The organism is Streptomyces sp. NPDC026538 (genome assembly GCF_055567535.1).
This window is the reverse complement of sequence record NZ_JBVHQG010000011.1, coordinates 91,694-113,601: the sequence shown is the minus strand read 5'-3', so window position 1 is coordinate 113,601 and position 21,908 is coordinate 91,694. Positions and strand designations below refer to the sequence as shown.

The 21,908-nt window shown below is 69.8% G+C and carries 20 protein-coding genes and 2 pseudogenes; 13 read left to right on the top strand and 9 right to left on the bottom strand.

Translation table 11 applies throughout. From position 1 onward, the window contains the following. Positions 1–98 precede the first annotated feature (98 nt). Positions 99–1,340 (top strand): cytochrome P450, encoded by a 1,242-nt coding sequence (locus tag ACZ4N4_RS35650; protein ID WP_467596688.1) that lies wholly within the window; start codon positions 99–101, stop codon positions 1,338–1,340. 130 nt (positions 1,341–1,470) lie between these two features. Here the strand turns inward: ACZ4N4_RS35650 and ACZ4N4_RS35645 are convergent. Then, positions 1,471–1,866, bottom strand: a pseudogene (locus ACZ4N4_RS35645) (tyrosine-type recombinase/integrase); the annotation flags it as partial. 574 nt (positions 1,867–2,440) lie between these two features. Between ACZ4N4_RS35645 and ACZ4N4_RS35640 the strand changes: the two are divergent. Further along, positions 2,441–2,761, top strand: a complete 321-nt coding sequence (locus ACZ4N4_RS35640; RefSeq protein ID WP_453573599.1) for a GYD domain-containing protein — start codon at positions 2,441–2,443, stop codon at positions 2,759–2,761. Positions 2,762–3,603: 842 nt separating this feature from the next. Here ACZ4N4_RS35640 and ACZ4N4_RS35635 read toward each other — a convergent pair. Then, positions 3,604–4,224, bottom strand: coding sequence for a TetR/AcrR family transcriptional regulator (locus ACZ4N4_RS35635; RefSeq protein ID WP_453573605.1), 621 nt, complete (start codon positions 4,222–4,224; stop codon positions 3,604–3,606). 105 nt (positions 4,225–4,329) lie between these two features. Between ACZ4N4_RS35635 and ACZ4N4_RS35630 the strand changes: the two genes are divergently transcribed. From ACZ4N4_RS35630 to ACZ4N4_RS35595, 8 genes are all read left to right on the top strand, one after another. Then, positions 4,330–5,007 carry a DUF998 domain-containing protein gene (locus tag ACZ4N4_RS35630; RefSeq protein WP_467596684.1) on the top strand — a complete coding sequence of 226 codons (678 nt, stop codon included), beginning with the start codon at positions 4,330–4,332 and terminating at the stop codon, positions 5,005–5,007. A gap of 75 nt (positions 5,008–5,082) precedes the next feature. Beyond that, positions 5,083–5,295, top strand: coding sequence for a DUF4287 domain-containing protein (locus ACZ4N4_RS35625; protein WP_467596681.1), 213 nt, complete (start codon positions 5,083–5,085; stop codon positions 5,293–5,295). 282 nt (positions 5,296–5,577) lie between these two features. Beyond that, a complete protein-coding gene (locus tag ACZ4N4_RS35620; RefSeq protein WP_467596678.1) occupies positions 5,578–5,901 on the top strand; it encodes a hypothetical protein in 324 nt (107 codons plus the stop codon). Positions 5,902–6,029: 128 nt separating this feature from the next. Then, entirely contained in the window at positions 6,030–6,347 is a 318-nt protein-coding gene (locus tag ACZ4N4_RS35615) for a hypothetical protein (protein WP_467596675.1), read from the top strand. Positions 6,348–6,468: 121 nt separating this feature from the next. After that, positions 6,469–7,575 carry a dual-specificity RNA methyltransferase RlmN gene (gene rlmN, locus ACZ4N4_RS35610; RefSeq protein WP_453573618.1) on the top strand — a complete coding sequence of 369 codons (1,107 nt, stop codon included), beginning with the start codon at positions 6,469–6,471 and terminating at the stop codon, positions 7,573–7,575. A 321-nt stretch (positions 7,576–7,896) separates the two neighbouring features. After that, on the top strand, positions 7,897–8,964 hold the full coding sequence (locus tag ACZ4N4_RS35605; protein WP_467596672.1) for a thiamine ABC transporter substrate-binding protein: 1,068 nt from the start codon (positions 7,897–7,899) through the stop codon (positions 8,962–8,964). A gap of 50 nt (positions 8,965–9,014) precedes the next feature. Beyond that, positions 9,015–10,613, top strand: coding sequence for an ABC transporter permease (locus tag ACZ4N4_RS35600; RefSeq protein WP_467597054.1), 1,599 nt, complete (start codon positions 9,015–9,017; stop codon positions 10,611–10,613). Then, positions 10,613–11,635 carry an ABC transporter ATP-binding protein gene (locus ACZ4N4_RS35595; RefSeq protein ID WP_467596669.1) on the top strand — a complete coding sequence of 341 codons (1,023 nt, stop codon included), beginning with the start codon at positions 10,613–10,615 and terminating at the stop codon, positions 11,633–11,635. The genes ACZ4N4_RS35600 and ACZ4N4_RS35595 overlap by 1 nt, the downstream gene beginning before the upstream one ends. Positions 11,636–11,712: 77 nt before the next feature. Here ACZ4N4_RS35595 and ACZ4N4_RS35590 read toward each other — a convergent pair whose 3' ends face one another. The 7 genes from ACZ4N4_RS35590 to ACZ4N4_RS35560 all read right to left on the bottom strand — a co-directional run bounded on the left by ACZ4N4_RS35590 (position 11,713) and on the right by ACZ4N4_RS35560 (position 18,546). Beyond that, positions 11,713–12,444 (bottom strand): LAETG motif-containing sortase-dependent surface protein, encoded by a 732-nt coding sequence (locus ACZ4N4_RS35590; RefSeq protein ID WP_467596667.1) that lies wholly within the window; start codon positions 12,442–12,444, stop codon positions 11,713–11,715. A gap of 138 nt (positions 12,445–12,582) precedes the next feature. Beyond that, the gene (locus ACZ4N4_RS35585) at positions 12,583–13,713 is read right to left on the bottom strand and encodes an LOG family protein (protein WP_467596664.1); all 1,131 of its coding nucleotides are present in this window, start codon (positions 13,711–13,713) and stop codon (positions 12,583–12,585) included. A gap of 95 nt (positions 13,714–13,808) precedes the next feature. Beyond that, entirely contained in the window at positions 13,809–14,216 is a 408-nt protein-coding gene (locus tag ACZ4N4_RS35580) for a VOC family protein (RefSeq protein WP_450766842.1), read from the bottom strand. 107 nt (positions 14,217–14,323) lie between these two features. Beyond that, the gene (locus tag ACZ4N4_RS35575; protein WP_467596661.1) at positions 14,324–15,748 is read right to left on the bottom strand and encodes a hypothetical protein; all 1,425 of its coding nucleotides are present in this window, start codon (positions 15,746–15,748) and stop codon (positions 14,324–14,326) included. Further along, entirely contained in the window at positions 15,730–16,470 is a 741-nt protein-coding gene (locus tag ACZ4N4_RS35570) for an ABC transporter ATP-binding protein (RefSeq protein WP_453573633.1), read from the bottom strand. Before ACZ4N4_RS35570 ends, ACZ4N4_RS35575 begins: the two co-directional genes overlap by 19 nt. Positions 16,471–16,660: 190 nt before the next feature. Next, a complete protein-coding gene (locus ACZ4N4_RS35565) occupies positions 16,661–18,043 on the bottom strand; it encodes an aspartate aminotransferase family protein (RefSeq protein ID WP_453573635.1) in 1,383 nt (460 codons plus the stop codon). After that, positions 18,028–18,546, bottom strand: a complete 519-nt coding sequence (locus tag ACZ4N4_RS35560) for an Lrp/AsnC family transcriptional regulator (RefSeq protein WP_089098474.1) — start codon at positions 18,544–18,546, stop codon at positions 18,028–18,030. The genes ACZ4N4_RS35565 and ACZ4N4_RS35560 overlap by 16 nt, the downstream gene beginning before the upstream one ends. 165 nt (positions 18,547–18,711) lie before the next feature. Between ACZ4N4_RS35560 and ACZ4N4_RS35555 the strand changes: the two genes are divergently transcribed. The 3 genes and pseudogenes from ACZ4N4_RS35555 to ACZ4N4_RS35545 all read left to right on the top strand — a co-directional run. Next, complete coding sequence (locus ACZ4N4_RS35555; protein ID WP_453573637.1) at positions 18,712–20,151, top strand: gamma-aminobutyraldehyde dehydrogenase; 1,440 nt, start codon at positions 18,712–18,714, stop codon at positions 20,149–20,151. A 280-nt stretch (positions 20,152–20,431) separates the two neighbouring features. Next, positions 20,432–21,625 carry an ABC transporter substrate-binding protein gene (locus ACZ4N4_RS35550; protein ID WP_467596657.1) on the top strand — a complete coding sequence of 398 codons (1,194 nt, stop codon included), beginning with the start codon at positions 20,432–20,434 and terminating at the stop codon, positions 21,623–21,625. Positions 21,626–21,648: 23 nt separating this feature from the next. Continuing rightward, positions 21,649–21,744: pseudogene (locus ACZ4N4_RS35545) on the top strand (SRPBCC family protein); the annotation flags it as partial. Between the last annotated feature and the right edge of the window lie 164 nt (positions 21,745–21,908).

The window sequence follows — 21,908 nt, the reverse complement described above, 5'->3', positions numbered from 1 at the left end:
GTAGGCCCCGGATGACGCAGCAGAAATCGCAGGGTCAGTCCGGTGGGAGGCAGACTCCCTGTGAGGACGCTGTGTCTCCGACGCGCAGGAGTGTGCCCATGCCCCTCGACCCGGCCCAGGCCTCCGCCCCGCCCCAGACCCCGCCTCCTCCGGTGCGGTTCTGGCCCGTCGAGGACCTGCCCGCCCTCGACCCCGACCCGTTCCTCGACGAGATGCTGCGGGACGAGCCGGTCACCCGGATCAAACTCGCGCACGGCGAGGGGTACGCCTGGCTGATCACCCGGTACGAGGACTGCCGCTTCGTCACCTCCGACCCCCGTTTCTCCCGGGAACAGGTCGTCGGCCGCGACGTCACCAGCATGCGCCCGGAGCCCGTGGCCTCGCAGACGGCGGGCCTGCAGTACATCGACCCGCCCCGGCACAACCGGCTGCGCCGGGTCGTCGCCCGCGCGTTCACCGGGCGGGCCATGCAGCGGCTGCGGCCGATGGCCGAGCGCCGGGCCGCCGAACTGCTCGACGGGATGGCGGCGGCCGGGCCGCCGGCCGACCTCATGGAGCATCTCCACGGTCCCTTCCCGATCGCCGTGATCCGTGACTTCCTCGGCGTCGACGAGAAGGACTGGCACCGCTGGGCGGCGACCGGGGAGGCCCTGCTGTCCGCCGGCGCCGACGCCGAGGAGCGCGCGAAGGAGGCTGCCCGGACCACCCGGGCCCGGATCGCCGAACTGCTCCAGCACCGTCGCGAGGAGCCCCGCGAGGACCTCGCCGGAGTGCTGGCACTGGCCACCGAGTCCGGTGAGATCACCGGCGACGAGGCGATCTCCCTGGCCACCGCCATCCAGGTCAGCGGCGGCCACGCGGTCCGCAACAACAGCGGCTCGATGATGTACGCGCTGCTCACCCACCCCCGCCACCTGGAGCGACTGCGCCGCGAGCCGGAACTGCTCCCCAAGGCCGTGGACGAACTCTTCCGCTACGTCCCGCACCGCAACGGCGTCGGCATCCCGCGGGTTGCCATCGAGGACGTCGAGGTCGGCGGCCAGCTGATCCGCGCCGGTGAAGTCGTCTACAACGCGTACGTCGCCGCCAACCGCGACCCCGCGGTCTTCACCGACCCCGACGAACTGGACTTCGACCGCACCGACGGCCCCCACCTGGCCTTCGGCCACGGTCCGCACCACTGCATGGCCGCCATCATGGCCCGTATGGAGGCCGAGATCATGATCGGCTCGGTCCTCACCCGCTTCCCCGGCATCCGGCTGGCCGTGCCCGCCGAGGAGGTCGAGTTCCAGCGCCAGGGCCTGATCCGCGGACCACGTTCCCTGCCCGTGACGTGGTGACGAGAACAACGGCGACGCACCGCACTGAACCTGATGCGAGGACGCGACCCGCCGGCCGATCCGTCTGTGAGTGTCCACGGGTGATCGACGACGACCTGCGACGACAGGTGCCAGAAGCGACAGTCGCAGGTCACTGGGCCGTGTCTGGGCCGTCGGGCTCACGCGGGCCGTTGGGCACCCGGTCCACGGTCTTCCTCGTACGCTCCTGACTCGACGGCATCAGGTGCGCGTACACCCGCAGCGTCAGGCCCGGGTCGGAGTGCCCCAGGTACTCACTCACGGCCTTGATGCTCTCGCCGGCGTCGAGGAGCACCGAGGCGTAGAAGTGCCTCAGCGCGTGCATCCCGTGCTCGCGAGCCGCCACGTAGTTGCCGTCTCCCCCGGCATCCGGGATGAGGCCGGCCGCCGCCAACGCGGGCTTCCACTCCTGGATGTTGAAGTTGCTGCGCCAGACCAGCCCGCTCGCGGTGTTCGTGAACAGGAGGCGAGCGGTCACCTTCGGACCGTCAGGCTTCCGCCAGGGCAACAAGCCGGCTGCGCTCCGCTCCGCCGGGCGCGCTCACTCCTGCCCTGCTGACCGAGTCCTGAGCCTCTCGCGACACGACGGATCGGCAACACGCGCGAGCCAAGGCCGAGGGAGCAGGCACGGGCCATCCGAGCCCAGCACTCCGCCTAGGCCGCGGTCCGTCTCGGTCAGCCCCGTTCACGGCCTTTCAACCGGTACGAAAGGGCCAGTTGTCGGTGGAAGAGAAGCGGCCGCTTCGCGGCCAAGTGGTACGTCGACGCGACCTGTCAGCACTGTGACCAGCTCCTATGGCCGCAGGGCCAGCGATCTCCGAGCCGTGTGCGCAGGTTCGAATCCTGCCGGGGCACCTTGCACGAGGCGCACCAAGGCGCCGTCACCAGCGGAAACGCTGACGACGGGGTCTTCGCGTTTGTGCGGCCGGATGCCACTCGGCGCTACTGCACCTCCTCGACAGTGATCAGCAGAACGAGGCGCGGGTTCCAACGAGTGAATCCAATCGGTCCGCACGTAGTGGTCGATGCGACAGCGGGAAGGCCATTGCACACCGGACAATCGATCGGCAGGAGGCACGCCTGTGCCGAAGTTCCTCATTCAGGCCACCTATACGCCCGAGGGGACCAAGGGGCTGCTCAAGGAAGGCGCAAGCGGCCGCCGCGCCGCCGTCGAACAAGTCGTCACCGGCCTCGGCGGGCAGGTCGAGGCCATGTACTTCGCCTTCGGGGAGGATGACATCGTGCTCATCGTCGACTTCCCCGACTCGGTCTCCATGGCCGCGGTCAGCCTCACCGTAAAGGCCAGCGGAGCCCTCCACACCCGGGCCACCCCTCTCATCACCCTCGACGAGATCGATGAGGCCGCGCGCCGACAGGTCACCTTTCGCGCCCCCAGCACGTGAGCCGTCGGAGACGGGGACCCATCTGCTCCCGCGATCCTCACCCCGCACCACAACCGCACCAGATCGAGCGGGGAACAGCGGGGACCCACGGTGAAAGCAACCGAGCGTCCAGAGCCACGCATCACCCGTTCGCTCAGTTCGGCCCACCAACTGACCCCAGAGTGCCGCAACTTCCCAAGCTGATGGCTCAAGGGTTGCTGGGTAACGATCAGGCATCGCCAAGACATCAGCTGTGAGCTGGTGTGCTGCTCTCGCCATGGTCAGCGAGGACACCTCAACTCACGAGAGCGGCACGGGCGCGCTCTCCCCCAAGGAAGCGGCTGAGCCCGCCGCCAAGCGTCAACGTGTCCGAGTGACGAGCCTGCTGGTCCTTACCGCGGCGTGCTGTCCAGCTGCCGGCGGCAGCATTGGCTACGTCATGGCGGACTCGTCTGGGTCGGTGAACGCCACGGCGTCTGGACAGGGAACTGCTGTTCTTTCCGGCGTCAGCGAGACGAACGTCTGCAAGCTCGTGAGTGGTGCGATGCAACAGCAGCTCCGCATCAGGGAGGCATAGAACGAGAGCTGCGTCGCTCTGTCGACGACCTTGCCTCAAGTGTTCTCAAGGGGCAGAAGGGCTGAGGTCGGAGCGGCAGGCCGGGGCTCAATACGTTGGAGCCAAACTCGTCTGCGTGTCTGACTGCGTGACAACGCCGACGAACAACGGCGGACGAGTGCGAACGTCTGCGGACCATCAGCGCAGGTGAAGGACTCGATGGCCCAAGACATAGCCCGCACCCAAGTTGCTTCGGGACGAAGCGGTCGCTCCGCTAAGTGATCGGCTCCGGAAGTCCTCGCTGAGGTCAGCGGTAGGCGGCGAGAAAGACCCTGGCACCGGCGGTCGCGTAGTGGTCGAGTTCGTCCTGCGTGTGCTGCGGGCTTCCGTGGAACATGGCCTTGTTTACGGGGATCCAGAGCACCAGGCCGGAGAAGTGGTTGGCGGCCAGGTGGGGGTCGGCGATGCGGAGGAGTCCGTGGTCGTCGAGCCGTTGGAAGGTGGTGGCGAGCGTGGCCAGGACGCGTTCGAAGCCCTGCTGGTACCAGGCGGCGCCGAGTTGGGGGAACGTGTCGGCGTTGGCGATGATCAGGCGCCGGAGTTGGAGTACTTCGGGCTGGGTGAGGGCGGTCAGGAACTGGCGGGCCAGGTGGGTGAGGTTGTCTTCGAGGGCCTGGGCGTCGGCCGGGATGTCGGCCACCAGGTCGACCATGGCCTCGACGCGGTCGGTGGTGGCAAGGACGATCTCGGTGAACAGCTTCTCCTTGTCGGTGAAGTGCTTGTAGACGGTCTGCTTGGAGACCGCGGCGAGCTTCGCGATGTCGTCCATGCTGGTCCCGGCGTAGCCCTTGGCCATGAACACGCTGGTCGCCGCCTCCATGATCGCCGTGTGCTTGCGTGCCGACCGGCCCTCCTCGCTCGCGGCCATGACCCATCCCCTCATTAGTACTGGACAGTCTAGTTTTTTCGTAGCTACTCTAGCGCCTGGTTCCGAGCGGGTACCAGACCGTCTAGTTCTATTCGGGGGGATTCCATGACTCAGGCCATCGGCGCTCCGGCCGCTGCCGCCTCTGTCCCGACGAGGCGGCCGAAGACGCGGGTCCTGCTTGCAGGGGGCATCGCGGCCGGTCCGCTGTTCCTGGGCGCCGGCGCAGTCCAGGGACTGGCTCGCAACGGCTTCGACTTCACCCGCAACGCGATCAGCCAGCTCAGCCTCGGTGACCTGGGATCGATCCAGGTCACGAGCTTCCTGCTGACCGGTGCGCTGGTCATCGCCGGGGCCGCCGGAATCCGCCGCACGCTGGCCGGCACAGCCGAAGGCCGCTGGGCGCCGCGACTGATCCGCACCTTCGGTGCCTCGTTCCTCCTCGCCGCGGTATTCACCGCCGACCCGGGCGCCGGATTCCCCGTCGGCACCCCCGAGACCCCGGCAGCCTCCCTGAGCTGGCACGGCGCGCTCCACATGCTCAGTGCCGTGGTGGGCTTCCTCGCCTTGTGCGCATCCTTCTTGATGCTGGCCCGCCACTTCGCCGCCGAGCGACAGCGAGGCTGGGTCCTGGGCTCCCGCCTGGTGCCGCTCGGCGTCCTCGCGGGGTTCGCCGCGTCCTCCGCCACCGTGCTGGCCTTCACCGCCGCAGCCGCCCTCGGCCTGCTGTGGCTGACCGCGATCACCGTCCGGCTGGCCACCGCGCTCCCGGCCTCGCAGAACTAGCGACATCCCCCCGGCCTGCCGGGCGCAGAAACAGCAACCACGAACTCTTCGAAAAAGACAGATAGGACAACGCTCATGACGGCACCGGTGAAGGGCCCCGCCACCTACTTCCCCTCGATCGAGAAGAAGTACGGCCGTCCGATCGCGGAGTGGAAGGAACTCATCCGCACCTCGCCCCTGACCAAGCACATGGAACTCGTCACCTGGCTCAAGACCGAGCACGGACTCGGCCACGGCCACGCCAACGCGCTCGTCGCCCACACCCTCGCCGAAGGCAGCGGCAAGTAACCGAGCATCTGCGCCGCGGGATCTCCCGCTGACATCCACACCTGACATCAACGACCCAGGACGGCGGCGGCACACAGCAGTCACGTATGCATCGGTTCACGAGGCGAGCCCCGACCACGCCGAGGGGAGATCGAACTCGTAAACGAGTGTCGCAGGGTCTGAGCGTGCCCGGGGTGCCGCGCACAGCTCCAGGACACAAGGGGCCAGGGCCGCGGTGGGACGCCGGCCATTGACCGCGATCACCCGCGGGAGGAAGATCCGTCTGCCGATCAAGGAGATGTGATGCTGCGGTTCATGGACTGGTCCGTAGTCGCGATGGGGTGCGTGCTGGTTTTCGCGAGTATCGGCAGCCGGTGGTGGGAGCGGACCAAGGTTCGGAAGGGAGCGAGTCCCGATCAGGACATGCGCTTCTTTCGGGCATGGCTCCCTCTCCTCATGGGCCTGGGGATGATCGGCGGCAAGGTGCCGAGCCTGTTGCTCGCGCCCCACTCCGTCGTCATGATCGTGGACACTCTCAACGTTGTGCTGGCGGTCACGGTGCTGGTCCTGGCCCTCCGGGCGGGGCGTCGCTTCTTTCGGACGCGCGGTCTTCGCACCCTCGAATGACGGCAACGAGCGCGGACGGCGCCAGCACCCGGCAGCTTGTCGCGGAAGTGGCACGGATGTGCTGGGCCAGGCCTCTGGGGCGTGCCCGCATCTTCTAAGCGCCGGTCCCGGGGCGTCATGATCTACCGATGGACGAGTACGCCTGGCCCTCGGGCCCCGAGCTGCCGGCCGCGGACTTGGTGCGGGAGAGCTGGGAGGCAACCGTCGCGGCTCTGCCCGTCGAGGCCCGGGTCACCGGCGAGGTCGTCGGTCGCCAGCGCTTCGGGGTCTTCATACGTATAGACGGCGTGCCGTACGCCATAGCGCTCGCGGAGATCACGGCCATGCCGCTCGGGACGGACCTCCCAGCCCTCGGGGCCTTCGTCAGTGGGGAGGTCATCTGGCACGTCGCCCACAACCACCAGGTCAAGGTCCGGCTCGATGAGTGGCGGGCAGCCGACGAGTGATCTTCGCTGAGCCGTCCCTGGCCGTCCGAGGCCGCTCAGTGGCGACCGGCGACGACTACTAACGACAGTCGCCCGCGACAGCCGCAGGTCACCCGATTGGATCTGCGACACTGGAAGGGTTATGCCTAAGCCCGGAGAACTAACCTTTGTCGCGCCGCGCGGAGCCAAGAAGCCGCCGCGGCATCTTGCCGATCTCACGCCTGCCGAGCGCAAGGACGCGGTGGCCGAGATCGGTGAGAAGCCGTTCCGTGCCAAGCAGCTCTCGCAGCACTACTTCGCGCGGTACGCGCACGACCCCGAGCAGTGGACGGACATCCCGGCCGGCTCCCGGGACCGGCTGCGGGACGCGCTGTTCCCCGAGCTGATGACCGTCGTCCGGCATCTGTCGACGGACGAGGGCACCACCCGCAAGACGCTGTGGCGGCTCTTCGACGGCACGCTCGTCGAGTCCGTGCTGATGCGCTACCCGGACCGGGTGACCATGTGCATCAGCTCACAGGCGGGGTGCGGGATGAACTGCCCGTTCTGCGCGACCGGGCAGGCGGGCCTGGACCGGAACCTGTCCACCGCGGAGATCGTCCACCAGATCGTGGACGGGATGCGGGCGCTCAGGGACGGCGAGGTGCCCGGCGGTCCGGCGCGGCTCTCCAACATCGTCTTCATGGGCATGGGCGAGCCCCTCGCCAACTACAAGCGGGTCGTCACCGCCATCCACGCGCTGACCGACCCGGCCCCGGACGGGCTGGGCCTGTCGCAGCGCGGGATCACCGTGTCGACGGTCGGGCTCGTGCCGGCCATCCACCGGCTCGCCGACGAAGGCCTCAAGTGCCGGCTCGCGATCTCCCTGCACGCCCCCGACGACGAGCTGCGCGACACCCTTGTCCCCGTGAACACGCGGTGGAAGGTGCGCGAGGTCCTCGACGCCGGGTTCGAGTACGTGGAGAAGAGCGGGCGGCGGTTGTCGATCGAGTACGCCCTCATCCGCGACATCAACGACCAGGCGTGGCGGGGCGACCGGCTGGGCCGCCTGCTCAAGGGCAAGCCCGTGCATGTGAACCTCATCCCGCTGAACCCGACGCCGGGCTCGAAGTGGACCGCCTCGCGGCCCGAGGACGAGAAGGCGTTCGTCGAGGCGATCGCCGCGCACGGTGTGCCCGTCACGGTCCGGGACACCCGCGGACAGGAGATCGACGGAGCGTGCGGTCAGCTCGCGGCCACCGAGCGGTAATCTGAGGGCCGTACAGCCATATCGTCGTACGACGGCATCGTCGTACGACGCGCATCGTCTTACGTCGACATCGTCGTACGTCGGTACCTTCGTACGTCGACATCTTCGTACACTGGCATCTTCATATCGACATCTTCATATTCCGACAGGGGAGCGCCACAGCGCTGAGAGTGCGGCAATCGGGCCGCAGACCCTCTGAACCTCGCCCAGGTCATTCTGGGTAGGAAGTTCGGTCATCACTCAAGCTGTTGTGCCCTGCCCGGGTGGTTCCACCGGGTGGGGCCGCGTCTCTTCCTGGTCCACCCCAGGAGGAAAACACCAGTGCACACCAAGACCTTCTTGGCCGCGGCCGTCGGGCTCGGTCTCGTCACGCTGTCCGCGTGCGGGTCGTCCGGTGACTCGGCAGCGGACTCCAAGACCGTCACCCTGGTCAGCCACGACTCGTGGGCCGTCTCCAAGAGCGTGCTCCAGGACTTCGAGAAGCGGTCGGGCTACCACGTGAAGGTCCTCAAGGACGGCGACGCCGGCCAGGCCGTCAACAAGGCGATCCTGACCAAGGACAACCCGCAGGGCGACGTCTTCTTCGGCGTCGACAACACCCTGCTCTCCCGGGCCCTCGACAACGGCCTCTTCCAGCCGTACCAGGCCAAGGGCCTCGACCAGGTCGGCACGGACTACCAGCTCGACGCCGGCAAGCACCGGGTCACGCCCATCGACTACGGCGACATCTGCGTCAACTACGACAAGGCCTACTTCAGCAAGCACAAGCTGACCCCGCCCACTTCCTACGCTGATCTGCTCAAGCCGCAGTACAAGAACCTCCTCGTCACCGAGAACGCGGCCACCTCCTCGCCGGGGCTGGGATTCCTGCTCGGGAGCGCCGCCCAGTACGACGGCGGCTGGCAGGGCTACTGGAAGAAGCTCAAGGACAACGGCGTCAAGGTCGTCGACGGCTGGGAGCAGGCCTACAACGAGGAGTTCTCCGGCTCGGCCGGCGGCAAGAAGGCCAAGGGCGACCGGCCGCTCGTCGTGTCGTACGCCTCCTCCCCGCCCGCCGAGGTCATCTACGCCGACCCGAAGCCCAGCACCGCGCCCACCGGCGTCGCGACCGGCACCTGCTTCCGGCAGATCGAGTTCGCCGGGCTGCTGAGCAACGCCCGCAACACCCGGGGCGGCAAGGCGCTCATCGACTTCCTGGTCTCCAAGGAGTTCCAGGAGGACATGCCGTTGAACATGTTCGTGTATCCGGTGCTCGCGGGAGCGAGCGTGCCCGCCGAGTTCACGAAGTACGGTCCCGCCGCGAAGGACCCCGAGACCATGGCGCCCGACAAGATCGCCGCCAACCGTGACCAGTGGGTCAAGACGTGGACCTCACTCGTACTCAAGTAGCCGGTACTCGAGCAGCCGGCAGGCGCGGGAGCGTGGCGCGGCTCGGCCTGATGGCCGTGCCCGTCGCGTTCTTCGCCGTCTTCTTCGCCTGGCCGGTCGCGGCGATCGTCACGCGCGGGCTGAAGGCCGACGGGGTGTGGCGGTTCGGGCGGATCGGCGACGTCGTCGGCCAGTCCGACATCCGGCACGTCCTGTGGTTCACCACCTGGCAGGCGTTCGCCTCCACCGCGCTCACCCTGCTGGCGGCGCTGCCGGCCGCCTATGTCTTCGCCCGCCTGGACTTCCCGGGCAAGCAGGTGCTGCGGGCCGTGGTGACGGTGCCCTTCGTACTGCCGACGGTGGTGGTCGGTACGGCGTTCCTGGCGCTGGTCGGCCGTGGCGGACTGCTGGACGAGCTGTGGGGCGTACGGCTGGACACCACCGTCTGGGCCATCCTGCTCGCGCACGTCTTCTTCAACTACGCGGTCGTCGTACGGACCGTGGGCGGGCTGTGGGCCCAACTGGACCCGCGGCAGGAGGAGGCCGCGCGGATGCTCGGCGTCTCGCCGCTGGGCGCCTGGCGGAAGGTCACCCTGCCCGCGCTGGTGCCCGCCGTGGCCGCCGCGGCGCTGATGGTCTTCCTGTTCACCTTCACCTCCTTCGGTGTGGTGCAGATCCTCGGCGGGCCCACCTTCTCCACCCTCGAAGTGGAGATCTACCGGCAGACCTCCGAGATCTTCGACCTCTCCACGGCCGCCGTCCTCACGATCGTGCAGTTCGTCGCGGTCGGCGCGATCCTCGCCGTGCACGCGTGGACGGTACGGCGGCGGGAGAGCGCGCTGCGGCTGGTGGACCCGTCGGTGACGGCACGCCGGCCGCGCGGCGCCGGGCAGTGGGCGCTGCTCGGCGCGGTCCTGGCCACCGTCACCGTGCTCCTCGTGCTGCCGCTGGCCGTGCTGGTACGGCGGTCGCTCGACGGGGGGTTCGGCTACTACCGGGCGCTGGGTGACGCCGACGGGGGCACCTTCCTGGTCGCGCCGATTCAATCGGTGGTCAATTCGCTCGAATACGCCGTCGCCGCGACCGCCATCGCCGTGGTGATCGGCGGGCTCGCCGCCGCCGCGCTGGCCCGGCGGGACGCGGGGCGGCTGGTACGGGGCTTCGACGCGCTGCTGATGCTGCCGCTCGGGGTGTCCGCCGTGACCGTCGGCTTCGGGTTCCTGATCGCGCTCGACAAGCCACCGCTGGATCTGCGGCAGTCCTGGATCCTGGTGCCGCTCGCGCAGGCGCTGGTCGGGGTGCCGTTCGTCGTGCGGACCATGCTGCCCGTGCTGCGTGCCGTGGACGAACGGCTGCGGGAGGCGGCGGCCGTGCTCGGGGCCTCGCCGTGGCGGGTGTGGCGGGAGGTCGATCTGCCGATGGTGCGACGGGCGTTGCTGGTCGCGGCGGGCTTCGCCTTCGCGGTGTCGCTGGGGGAGTTCGGGGCCACGGTCTTCATCGCCCGGCCGGACAACCCGACGCTGCCGGTGGCCGTGGCACGGTTGCTGTCCCGTCCCGGTGATCTCAACTACGGCCAGGCGATGGCCCTTTCCACGATTCTGATGGTGGTGTGCGCGGTGGCGCTGCTGGTACTGGAGCGACTGCGGACCGACCGGACGGGGGAGTTCTGATGCCGCTTCTCGAACTGGAGCAGGCCACCGTGCGGTTCGGCGGCCCGCCAGTGCTCGACGCCGTGGACCTCCAGGTCGCCGAGCACGAGGTGGTGTGCGTGCTCGGGCCGAGCGGAAGCGGCAAGTCGACGCTGCTGCGGGTGGTGGCGGGGCTGCAACGGCCGGACGCGGGGCGGGTGTCGCTCGACGGACAGGACCAGGTTCGGGTGCCGGCCCATCAGCGCGGGGTCGGCCTGATGTTCCAGGATCATCAGCTGTTCCCGCAGCGGGACGTGGGCGGGAACGTGGCCTTCGGGCTCCGGATGCGTGGCGCAGGCAAGGGGCAACAGGCTGATCGGGTGGCCGAGTTGCTGGATCTGGTCGGGCTGCCGGGGGCCGCCCGGCGGGCGGTGGCCGGGCTCTCCGGGGGCGAGCAGCAGCGGGTCGCGCTCGCGCGGGCGCTGGCGCCCCGGCCCCGGCTGCTGATGCTCGACGAACCGCTGGGCCAGCTCGACCGCTCGCTGCGGGAGCGGCTGGTGGTCGAACTGCGGGAACTGTTCGGGCGGTTGGGTACGACCGTGCTCGCGGTCACCCACGACCAGGGCGAGGCCTTCGCGCTGGCCGACCGGGTGGTGGTGATGCGGGACGGACGGATCGCCCAGTCCGGCTCCCCCCTCGATGTCTGGCAGCGGCCGGCCGACGAGTTCGTGGCGCGCTTCCTCGGCTTCGGCAACGTGGTCCAGGCGACCGTCGAGGGCTCGGCCGCGGTGACGCCCTGGGGGAAGCTGCCGGTGCCCGAGGGATCGGGTCAGGGTGCGCGGACGCTGCTGGTGCGACCCGCGGGCGTACGAATTGTCGCCGCCGACGCGGGGCTGCCCTGCACGGTGACCGCCCGCACCTTCCAGGGCACCCATGTCACCGTCCACCTCCAGCCCCAGGACGGCCCCCGGCTGGAGGCGGCCTGCGCGCTGCGGGAGGCGCCGGCGGCCGGGGACACGGTGGGCGTCGAGTTCGACGCGGCGGAGACCGTCGTACTGGACTGATGTCCCGACGGACATGGCCGAGGCCCGTCCCCCGGGGATACGGGGACGGGCCTCGGCGGTGTACTACGACGGGTGCGTCAGCTTCCGCTGTTCGCCCCACGACGGCGCATGCCGAACCACACGGCGCCGCCGCCGACCACGACCAGCGCGCCCGCGACGCCGGCGATCAGACCGGTGTTGGAGTTGGCACCGGTCTCGGCGAGGTTCGACTCACCGACCGCCGGGGACGGGGCGTTGTCCGACGCGCCCGCCGGGGCGGTGCTGCTGCTCTCCGAGGCCGACGGGGTCGCGGAGTCGGACTCGGCCGGAGTGGACGCGGACTCCGACGGCGCCGGGGTGGCCGACTCCGACGGGGACGGGCTGGAGCTCTCCTCGCCCTTGCAGGCGGTGGACGAGGTCGTCAGGTTGGGCGTGATGTCCTTGTCGATCTGGATCCTGCCACTGTCGACCTTGACGTGGACGCGGTACACCGCGTTCGGCTGCCAGTCCTCGGAGAAGGTGACCGACGTGCCGGCCTTGGAGCCCTTGACGGTCTGGGCGTCGCCGACCTGCTTCGCGTCGCTGCCGTTGCTCTCGAGGAAGACGGTGATCGTTGCCGGAGTACCGGAGGCGTCGGTGTCGGTGACCGTAATGACGCCATTGGCGCCGTCGCAGGTGGCTTCGGCGGAGAACTCGGAGATGTTGCACGCGAAGGCGCTGCTGGAGACGCCCAGGGCCAGCGCTGCGGAGGCGGAGGCAACACCCAGGATGCGCACGGAACGACGTGCACTGCGGCGGGATATGGACACGTTTGTCCTTAGTGAGTGCATAACTGCGGGGGGCTTGCGGGGGAGTTGACGCAACGCGAGGTGAGGCATCAGCAACCCCAAGAGGCTCACAGGTCTATAAGTGCGCCGTAAGTAGTGTCAATGCATATGCGGTCCACGTGCGTTGACTTTACCTGCTTGTTAACTGCCGAGACGTTTCAGCGCCGCGGAAGCCTGCTCGATCCGGTCAACCAGGGCGATACGGGACTCCATCGACCGCTCCCGGGCAAGCGAGGTCAGCAGCTGCCAAGCCGGCAGCCGCTCGCTCCAGTGCGCCTCGTTCACGAGCACCATCGGGGTCGGCTCGCCCCGCGACTCGTAGTAGTTGGGCGTCGCGTTGTCGAAGATCTCCTGTACGGTCCCGGCGGCGCCCGGCAGGAACACCACACCGGCGTTGGAGCGGGCCAGCAGGCCGTCCTCGCGGGTGGCGTTGGCGAAGTACTTGGCGATGTGCGCGGCGAAGGCGTTCGGCGGCTCGTGGCCGTAGAACCAGGTGGGGATGCCGACCGAGGGACCGCCGTCCGGCCAGCGCTCGCGGACCTCGAAGGCGGCCCGCGCCCAGTCGGTGACCGAGGGCCGGAACGACGGCGCCTTGGCCAGGAGCCCCAGCGCCTCCTCCAGCATCCCGTCGTCGAAGGGCGCCGCGTACGCGCCCAGGTTCGCCGCCTCCATCGCGCCCGGGCCGCCCCCGGTCGCCACCGTGAGGCCGGCGCGGGCCAGCTCCCGGCCGAGCCGGGCGGCGCCTGCGTACTCCCGCGTGCCGCGGGCCATCGCGTGCCCGCCCATGACGCCCACCACCCGGGCGCCGGCGAGGAGTTCGTCGAGCGCGTCGGAGACCGCGTCGTCATGGATGGAGCGGAGCATCGAGGCGAATATGTCGCCGTCCGCCTTGGTCCGCTGGAACCAGGCGTACGAACGGGCGTCCGGGGTCGCCTCGTAGCCCTCGCCGAGCGCGTCGAACAGTTCGTCGGGCGTGTAGACGAAGGCGCGGTAGGGGTCGAAGGGGAGGTCGGGGACGGGCGGGAACACCAGGGCGCCCGAGGCGCGGACCCGGGCGGCGGCCTCGGCCGGCATCGGGCAGCCGAGGAAGACGGCGCCGGTGGTGTCGGTGGTGAGCAGGGCGTCCGTACGGTCCGTCAGGTCGACGGCCTGGACGCGGTACTGGGCGAGCGAGCCGTGCGCGGCGACGACCTCGTCGAACTCGGCGAGGGACTCGATCTCGCGGTCGCGGGCGGCACGGTTGGGCTGCGGCTGGGCGGGTGTCGGATGCACCCGCCCATGCTGGCACAGCTGTTCGTACGGATTGAGAGGGATTCGAAGGGATTCGTAGGGGCGCGTGGAGACGGAGCGGGCGGGGGCCGGGACGGTCAGCCCTGGACCACCGCCGGGTCCATCCACGTGACCTCCCAGCTGTGCCCGTCGAGGTCGTCGAAGGAACGGCCGTACATGAAGCCCTGGTCCTGGACGTCCTCGTTCGCCGTGCCGCCGGCCGCGACCGCCTTCTCCACCAGCTCGTCGACCTTCTCGCGGCTCTCCGCGCTCAGACAGATCAGCACCTCGCTGGTCTTCGTCGAGTCGGCGATCTCCTTCTTCGTGAAGTCGGCGTAGCGCTGCCTGCCGAGGAGCATCGCGATGATCGTGTCGCTGATCACGACGCAGGTGCAGTCGTCGGTGCTGAACTGCGGGTTGATCGAGTAGCCGAGCTCCGTGAAGAACTTCCGCGACGCGGCGACGTCGTTGGTGGCCAGGTTCACGAAGATCATCTGCTGGTACATGGGGGCCTCTCCCTCGGGTGTCGTGCCGTTCGGGGGGACAGACCGAAGGGAGGTGCGAAAGTCATCGGTGGATTCGGATTCTTCTGCCGCGATGTCCCTACGGCTTCTCAGCGGGCCAGCGGCAGCGCGGCCAGGTCGGCGACGAGCAGGGTGAGGGGGGTGAAGAGGGCCAGCAGGGCGCCGCTGCGCAGGGCCGCGGCGCCGCGCAGCACGGTGGCCGGGGCGCCCAGGCGGAGCAGGGCCTCGGTGGTGTCGGCACGGGCCTGGCGGGCCTCCACGGCCGCGGTCAGGAGAGTGGCCAGCGCGCAGCCGGCGACCACGGCACCGCCGAGGGTGGTGAGCGGGCCGGGGACGAGGGCGTCGCCGTCGTCGTAGAGCGTGCGGGCGGCGAAGGCCGCGGACGCCACCGCGCAGACGACACCGAGGGGGCGGCCGATACGGGTGGCCTCGGCCATCAGGAAGCGGCCGGCCAGGAGGCGGAGGGCGCCGGGACGGGCGGTCTGGAGGAGGCGGCCGCAGAGATGGGTGAGGCCGGGGGCGGCCAGGATCAGGCCGAGGGCGGTGACCGCCCACCCGGCGAGGACGCCGACGGGGCCCACGGCCAGGCCGCCGGGGAGGCTGGTGCGGGGGGTGGCTTCGGTGGCGCCGGCGTAGGACTCCACGGCGAGACCCGCCGCGAACACGGCGATGCCCCAGGGCAGGCCGGAGGGAGCGGTGCCGAGGGCCGGGAGGCCGGCCACGTGGTCCGGGGCTTCCGGCGCGCCGTCACCCGCGGCCGGGGTGGGCGGGGCCTCGCTTCCCGGCACCTGCGGGGACCCTTCCCCGGAGGGGGTGTCGCCGGCGGCACGGCCGCCCGCGGACGGAAGCGGTCGGGTGCCGGTCGTCGGCTGGGGGCCGCCCGCGGGCGCGCGGAAGAACCGGGCTCCGAAGCGGCCGTAGGCGCCGAAGGTCTCGCGCTTCGCCGATCTCCCGTAGGCCCCGAAACGGCCGTACGCCCGGGCGCGGCCCGCCGGGCCCGGCAGGTCCCTCGGCCGGAGGGTCACCGCCACCGCCGTGGACGCGAGCACCGGGAGCACGGCCAGGAGGGTCAGGGCCGCCGGGACCGGCAGGGACCTGTTCGCCGCCAGGAAGTCCTTCGCCGCGCCGTCGAAGGGCATGCCCGTGAGGTCGCCGCGCAGATGGAGGAAGACCAGCAGGGCCAGCAGCGAGCCCAGGGTGCAGGCCAGCGCCGTGTTCAGGGCGGCGATGGCCATCAGCCGGCCCGGGCCCAGGCCCAGCGCCGACAGGCCCGGGCGCGGCCTGGTGCCGGGGTCGGTGCGGGCCACCGCGATCGCCAGGTACACCGTGGCGGCCAGCGGGATCGCGCACCACGACAGGCGCAGCAGCGCGGCCGTCGAGTGGGTCGGGTGGACCATCGCGTAGCCGAGGGCGGACAGCAGCAGGAAGCCCGTGCCGGCGGCCGCCGTGGCCACCAGGAGGCGACGCAGGTGGACTGCCGGGCGGGCGGCGCGGGTCAGACGGAGAGCGAGCACTCGGCCCGGCCCTCCGCCTCGGGGACCGGCGGCAGGTGGACCGTGTTCACCCGGCGCCCGTCCAGGAGCGAGACCGTGCGGTCGGCGAGGGCCGCCGTCTCCGCGTCGTGCGTGGCGAGGACGACCGTGATGCCGTGCGAGCGGGCCGCCGTGGTGAGGGTGCGCAGCACATGGGCGCGGTCGGCGCGGTGCAGCGGTGCCGTCGGCTCGTCCGCGAAGAGGACCGTGGGCGCGGGCGCGAGGGCGCGGGCGATGCAGACGCGCTGGCGTTCGGCCTGCCGGAGCTCCGCCGGGTGGCTGCGGGCCTTGTCGCCGACGTCGAGGCGCTCCAGCCACTCCAGGGCGGCCACCTTGGCCCGGCGGCGGCCGGTGCCGCGCAGCATCAGGGGCAGCGCGGTGTTCTCCCACACGTTCAGCTCGGGGACCAGCGCCGGGGCCGGATCGATCCAGCCGAAGCGGTCGCGGCGGAGCCGTTCGCGGGTGAGCGGGCCCATCCGGTGTACGGCCGTGCTGTTGAACCAGACCTCGCCGTGCTGCGCCGGGACCAGACCGGACAGGCACCTCAGCAGCGTGGTCTTGCCGCTGCCGCGCGGCCCGCTGACGGCGAGGATCTCGCCCTCCCGCACGCCGAGCGAGACACCGGTGACCCCGGGCGAGCCGTCCTGGTGGCAGAAGTGCAGGGAGCGTGCCCACAGCACGTCGTTGTCCGGCGGGGCCTCCATGGGCGTACACCTCGGTTCTGATCCGTTTTCCCGCGTCCGATCCCCCGTCCGGGGGAACGAAGGCTGGGCCGATCGGTCACGTGCACGCTAGGCAGGTCGGGGAGCCGAGCCCGGACAGCACACGGCCCCGGGCCGCCGTTCTCACTCGAACGGACGGCACCGGGGCCGGATCATGCTGCTGATCGGATGATCAGAGCTTCGTCCACGCCTCCGTCAGCGTGGCGCGCAGGATCTGCTCGATCTCGTCGAAGGTCTCCTGGTTGGAGATCAGCGGCGGGGCGAGCTGGACGACCGGGTCGCCGCGGTCGTCGGCGCGGCAGTACAGGCCGTTCTCGAACAGGGCCTTGGAGAGGAAGCCGTACAGGACGCGCTCGGTCTCCTCGTCGTTGAAGGACTCCTTCGTGGCCTTGTCCTTGACCAGCTCGATGCCGTAGAAGAAGCCGTTGCCGCGGACGTCGCCGACGATCGGCAGGTCGTGCAGCTTCTGCAGGGTGGACAGGAACGCGCCCTCGTTGTCGAGCACGTGCTGGTTGATGCCCTCGCGCTCGAACAGGTCGAGGTTGGCCAGGCCCACCGCCGCCGACACCGGGTGGCCGCCGAAGGTGTAGCCGTGCAGGAAGGTGTTGTCGCCCTTGTAGAACGGCTCGGCGATCTTGTCGGAGATGATGCAGGCGCCGATCGGGGAGTAGCCCGAGGTCATGCCCTTGGCGCAGGTGATCATGTCCGGGACGTAGCCGAACTTGTCACAGGCGAACATCGTGCCGAGGCGGCCGAAGGCGCAGATGACCTCGTCGGAGACGAGCAGCACGTCGTACTGGTCGCAGATCTCGCGGACCCGCTGGAAGTAGCCGGGCGGGGGCGGGAAGCAGCCGCCCGCGTTCTGTACGGGCTCCAGGAAGACCGCGGCGACGGTGTCGGGGCCCTCGAAGAGGATCTGCTGCTCGATCTGGTCGGCGGCCCAGCGGCCGAAGGCCTCCGGGTCGTCGCCGAAGAGCGGGGCCCGGTAGATGTTGGTGTTCGGCACCTTGTGCGCGCCCGGGACGAGGGGCTCGAACGGCGCCTTCAGGGCCGGCAGGCCGGTGATGGACAGGGCGCCCTGCGGGGTGCCGTGGTAGGCGACCGCGCGGGAGATGACCTTGTACTTGGTCGGCTTGCCCTTGAGCTTGAAGTACTGCTTGGCGAGCTTCCAGGCGGTCTCCACGGCCTCGCCGCCGCCGGTGGTGAAGAAGACCTTGTTCAGGTCGCCGGGGGCGTAGTCGGCCAGGCGCTCCGCCAGCTCGACGGCCTTCGGGTGGGCGTACGACCACACCGGGAAGAACGCCAGCTCCTGGGCCTGCTTGAAGGCGGTCTCGGCGAGTTCCGTGCGGCCGTGACCGGCCTGGACCACGAACAGCCCCGCGAGACCGTCGAGGTAGCGCTTGCCCTTGTCGTCGTAGATGTAGGTGCCCTCACCCCGGACGATGGTCGGGACGGGGGAGTTCTCGTACGAGGACATGCGGGTGAAGTGCATCCACAGGTGGTCGTACGCGGTGCGGCTGAGGTCCTTCTCGGTCACGGTTATCGGGTTCCCCACATGTAGGTCTGCTTCTTCAGCTTCAGGTAGACGAAGCTTTCGGTGGAGCGCACGCCGGGCAGGGCCCGGATGCGTTTGTTGATGACGTCCAGCAGGTGGTCGTCGTCCTCGCAGACGATCTCCGCGAGGATGTCGAACGAGCCCGCGGTCATCACCACGTACTCGACTTCCGACATGGCGGTCAGCGCGTCCGCGATCGACTCGACATCGCCCTCGACGTTGACGCCGACCATCGCCTGCCGGCGGAAGCCCACGGTGAGCGGGTCCGTGACGGCGACGATCTGCATCACGCCCTGGTCCAGCAGCTTCTGGACGCGCTGGCGCACGGCCGCCTCCGACAGGCCGACGGCCTTGCCGATCGCGGCGTACGGCCGGCGGCCGTCCTCCTGGAGCTGCTGGATGATGGCGAGGGAAACGGCGTCCAACTGGGGGGTGCCGTTCCTGGACTCGCGGGACGAGTCCCTCTGGTCTGCGCTTCGACTGGCCACGACCTCACTGTGCACGACGTCTCGGCGGTTCCGCAAGGCCGCATCGATGAAATTCGTTGTTTGAGGCGCCCGGTATTGCGGATTTCGCAGACGTGGCGGCTGTGGGGGTGTTGAAAACGTGGGACCTCGGATTACTGTGGGTGTCTCAGTCAATGGACACCCGAACTTGGAGGGCCGGCAGTGAGCACCGAGCTGCGTCGTCTGCGCAATTACATCGACGGTGAGTTCCGGGACGCCGCCGACGGACGGACCACCGAGGTGGTCAACCCGGCGACGGGCGAGGCGTACGCGACGGCGCCGCTGTCCGGGGCGGCGGACGTCGACGCGGCCATGGCGGCCGCCGCCGCGGCCTTCCCGGCCTGGCGGGACACCACGCCCGCCGAGCGCCAGAAGCACCTCCTGAAGATCGCCGACGCGTTCGAGGAGCGCGCCGAGGACCTCATCGCGGCCGAGGTGGAGAACACGGGCAAGCCCATCGGGCTCACCCGCTCCGAGGAGATCCCGCCGATGGTCGACCAGATCCGCTTCTTCGCGGGCGCGGCGCGGATGCTGGAGGGCCGGTCGGCCGGCGAGTACATGGAGGGGATGACCTCCATCGTCCGCCGCGAGCCGGTCGGCGTCTGCGCGCAGGTCGCGCCGTGGAACTACCCGATGATGATGGCCGTGTGGAAGTTCGCCCCGGCGCTCGCCGCGGGCAACACGGTCGTGCTGAAGCCGTCCGACACCACCCCGGCGTCGACCGTCCTGATGGCCGAGATCATCGGCGGCATCCTCCCCAAGGGCGTCTTCAACGTCGTCACCGGCGACCGTGACACCGGCCGTCTGATGGTCGAGCACCCGACTCCGGCGATGGCCTCCATCACCGGCTCCGTGCGTGCCGGCATGCAGGTCGCCGAGTCCGCGTCCAAGGACCTCAAGCGGGTTCACCTGGAGCTGGGCGGCAAGGCGCCGGTCGTCGTCTTCGAGGACACGGACATCGCCAAGGCCGTCGAGGACATCTCCGTCGCCGGCTTCTTCAACGCCGGCCAGGACTGTACGGCCGCCACCCGCGTCCTCGTCCAGGAGTCCATCCACGACGAGTTCGTCGCCGCGCTCGCGAAGGCCGCGGCCGAGACGAAGACGGGCCAGCCGGACGACGAGGACGTGCTGTTCGGGCCGTTGAACAACCCGAACCAGCTGAAGCAGGTCTCCGGCTTCATCGAGCGGCTCCCCGCCCACGCCAAGGTCGAGGCCGGCGGGCAGCGGGTCGGCGACAAGGGCTACTTCTACGCCCCGACCGTCGTCTCCGGGCTCAAGCAGGACGACGAGATCATCCAGAACGAGGTCTTCGGACCGGTCATCACCGTCCAGTCCTTCACGGACGAGGACCAGGCCACCGAGTGGGCCAACGGCGTGGAGTACGCGCTGGCGTCTTCCGTGTGGACCAAGGACCACGGCCGGGCGATGCGGATGTCCAAGAAGCTGGACTTCGGCTGCGTGTGGATCAACACGCACATTCCGCTGGTCGCGGAGATGCCGCACGGCGGGTTCAAGAAGTCGGGGTACGGCAAGGACCTGTCGGCGTACGGGTTCGACGACTACACGCGGATCAAGCACGTGATGACGTCGCTGGACGCGTAGGCCTTATTTCGGGTGCGGGTGCGGGTGCCGGTGCGTTGGGGGCTGGTCGCGCCCACGCGGCGGAGCCGCACATCGACGGGGGCCCGCGCCCCCAGGTACATGGCGCTGCCCGGGGGGCTGAGGCCCCCCCGGGCAGCGCTTTGCTGTCGGCCCCTGGTCACCGTCACCGGGTGCGTAACGCCGTATTGACCTAGGTCGTCGACAAGGTGTCCGGTCCGTGTCAGGGGGCTCGACGCAGCGTCGATTGCCCGGCCACAGGGAGGCGGGACATGCTTCAGGTGTGCCCCTGAATCCTTCGCGAACGCCCGAGCTGTCCCGTCGCTCCCTGCTGCGCGCGCTCGGCGGCACCGCCGCGTTCGGCGCCCTGGCCGGCTGCGGGGTGCCCGCCGCCTACGTCAAGGCCGGCGACCGCACGGTGACCGACCTGTCCGCCCAGGACCACAAGCTGGTCTTCGCGAACTGGCCGCTGTACATCGACGTCGACGACGACAACCCGAACAAGCGGCCCACCCTCGACGCCTTCGAGAAGCGGACCGGGATCTCCGTCGACTACATCGAGGAGATCAACGACAACGACGAGTTCTTCGGCAAGATCAGCCCGGCGCTGATGAACCACCAGTCCACCGGCCGGGACCTGATCGTCATCAGCGACTGGATGTGCGCGCGGTTCGTCCGCCTGGGCTGGGTCCAGAAGATGGACCGCGCCCACCAGCCGAACGTGGCGAAGTACCTGGACCCGCTGCTGCGCTCGCCCGCCTTCGACCCGGGCCGCCTGTACACGGTGCCGTGGCAGTCGGGCATCACCGGCATCGCGTACAACCGCCGGAAGCTGGGCCGCGAGATCCGGCACGTCAAGGATCTGTGGGCGAGCGACCTCAAGGGTCGGGTGACCCTGCTCTCCGGCCTCGACGAGGCGTTCGCGCTGCTGATGCAGGGCAACGGCGTGGACATCACCAAGTGGACGGCCGACGACTTCTACGACGTCTGCGACGAGGTGGAGAAGCAGGTCGCCCGCGGCCAGATCCGCCGCTTCACCGGCAACGACTACACCAAGGACCTGGTCAGCGGCGACGTCCTGGCCTGCCAGGCGTACTCCGGCGACGTCATCCAGCTCCAGGCCGACAACCCCGACATCCGCTTCCTCGTCCCCGAGGAGGGCGCGGAGCTCTGGTCGGACTCCCTGATGATCCCGGACCGCGCCGACCACAAGACCAACGCGGAACGTCTCGTCGACTACTTCTACGAGCCGGAGGTGGCCGCCGAACTGGCCGCCTGGGTCAACTACGTCTGCCCCGTCCCGGCGGCCCAGCAGGTCCTCGCCGCCTCCAAGGACAAGGACACCGCGGCCCTCGCCGAGAACCCCCTGATCTTCCCGAACACGACGATGCGCAAGCGCCTGGCCATCGCCCGTGACATCACGTCGACCGAACGCGTGGACTTCGCGAAGCGGTGGAACCAGATCGTGGGGTTGTAGCCGGCGGTGAAGTGATCGCTGTGGCAGTCGGCCTCGCGCTCGCCGCCGCACGCAAGGACGCCGCGGCCTTCGGTGCCCGGATCAGGACCGCAGCCGAGGCGGCGATCGATCCGCGCTGAGCCCTTCCGGGGACCGGCAGCGGATGCGGGCCCCATCGGGCAGGGGGGCAGGTGAGTGGTCCGATCGAGTCCGGCGCCTCCTCGGCGGTCGCGAAAACCTGTTGGCGGACCGCGGCGGCCGCTGCTAGTTTCCCGGAGGCCGTGCGAGAGAACGAGGAGGTGGT

Excerpts from the sequence above, each read along its gene's own strand:
- ACZ4N4_RS35580 (WP_450766842.1), bottom strand. The coding sequence starts at position 14,216 with ATGTACCAGCAGATGATCTTCGTGAACCTGGCCACCAACGACGTCGCC.
- ACZ4N4_RS35615 (WP_467596675.1), top strand. The coding sequence starts at position 6,030 with ATGGACGAGTACGCCTGGCCCTCGGGCCCCGAGCTGCCGGCCGCGGAC.
- ACZ4N4_RS35625 (WP_467596681.1), top strand. The coding sequence starts at position 5,083 with ATGACGGCACCGGTGAAGGGCCCCGCCACCTACTTCCCCTCGATCGAG.
- rlmN (WP_453573618.1), top strand. The coding sequence starts at position 6,469 with ATGCCTAAGCCCGGAGAACTAACCTTTGTCGCGCCGCGCGGAGCCAAG.
- ACZ4N4_RS35600 (WP_467597054.1), top strand. The coding sequence starts at position 9,015 with ATGGCCGTGCCCGTCGCGTTCTTCGCCGTCTTCTTCGCCTGGCCGGTC.
- ACZ4N4_RS35650 (WP_467596688.1), top strand. The coding sequence starts at position 99 with ATGCCCCTCGACCCGGCCCAGGCCTCCGCCCCGCCCCAGACCCCGCCT.
- ACZ4N4_RS35590 (WP_467596667.1), bottom strand. The coding sequence starts at position 12,444 with ATGCACTCACTAAGGACAAACGTGTCCATATCCCGCCGCAGTGCACGT.
- ACZ4N4_RS35635 (WP_453573605.1), bottom strand. The coding sequence starts at position 4,224 with ATGGCCGCGAGCGAGGAGGGCCGGTCGGCACGCAAGCACACGGCGATC.
- ACZ4N4_RS35570 (WP_453573633.1), bottom strand. The coding sequence starts at position 16,470 with ATGGAGGCCCCGCCGGACAACGACGTGCTGTGGGCACGCTCCCTGCAC.
- ACZ4N4_RS35630 (WP_467596684.1), top strand. The coding sequence starts at position 4,330 with ATGACTCAGGCCATCGGCGCTCCGGCCGCTGCCGCCTCTGTCCCGACG.
- ACZ4N4_RS35595 (WP_467596669.1), top strand. The coding sequence starts at position 10,613 with ATGCCGCTTCTCGAACTGGAGCAGGCCACCGTGCGGTTCGGCGGCCCG.
- ACZ4N4_RS35620 (WP_467596678.1), top strand. The coding sequence starts at position 5,578 with ATGCTGCGGTTCATGGACTGGTCCGTAGTCGCGATGGGGTGCGTGCTG.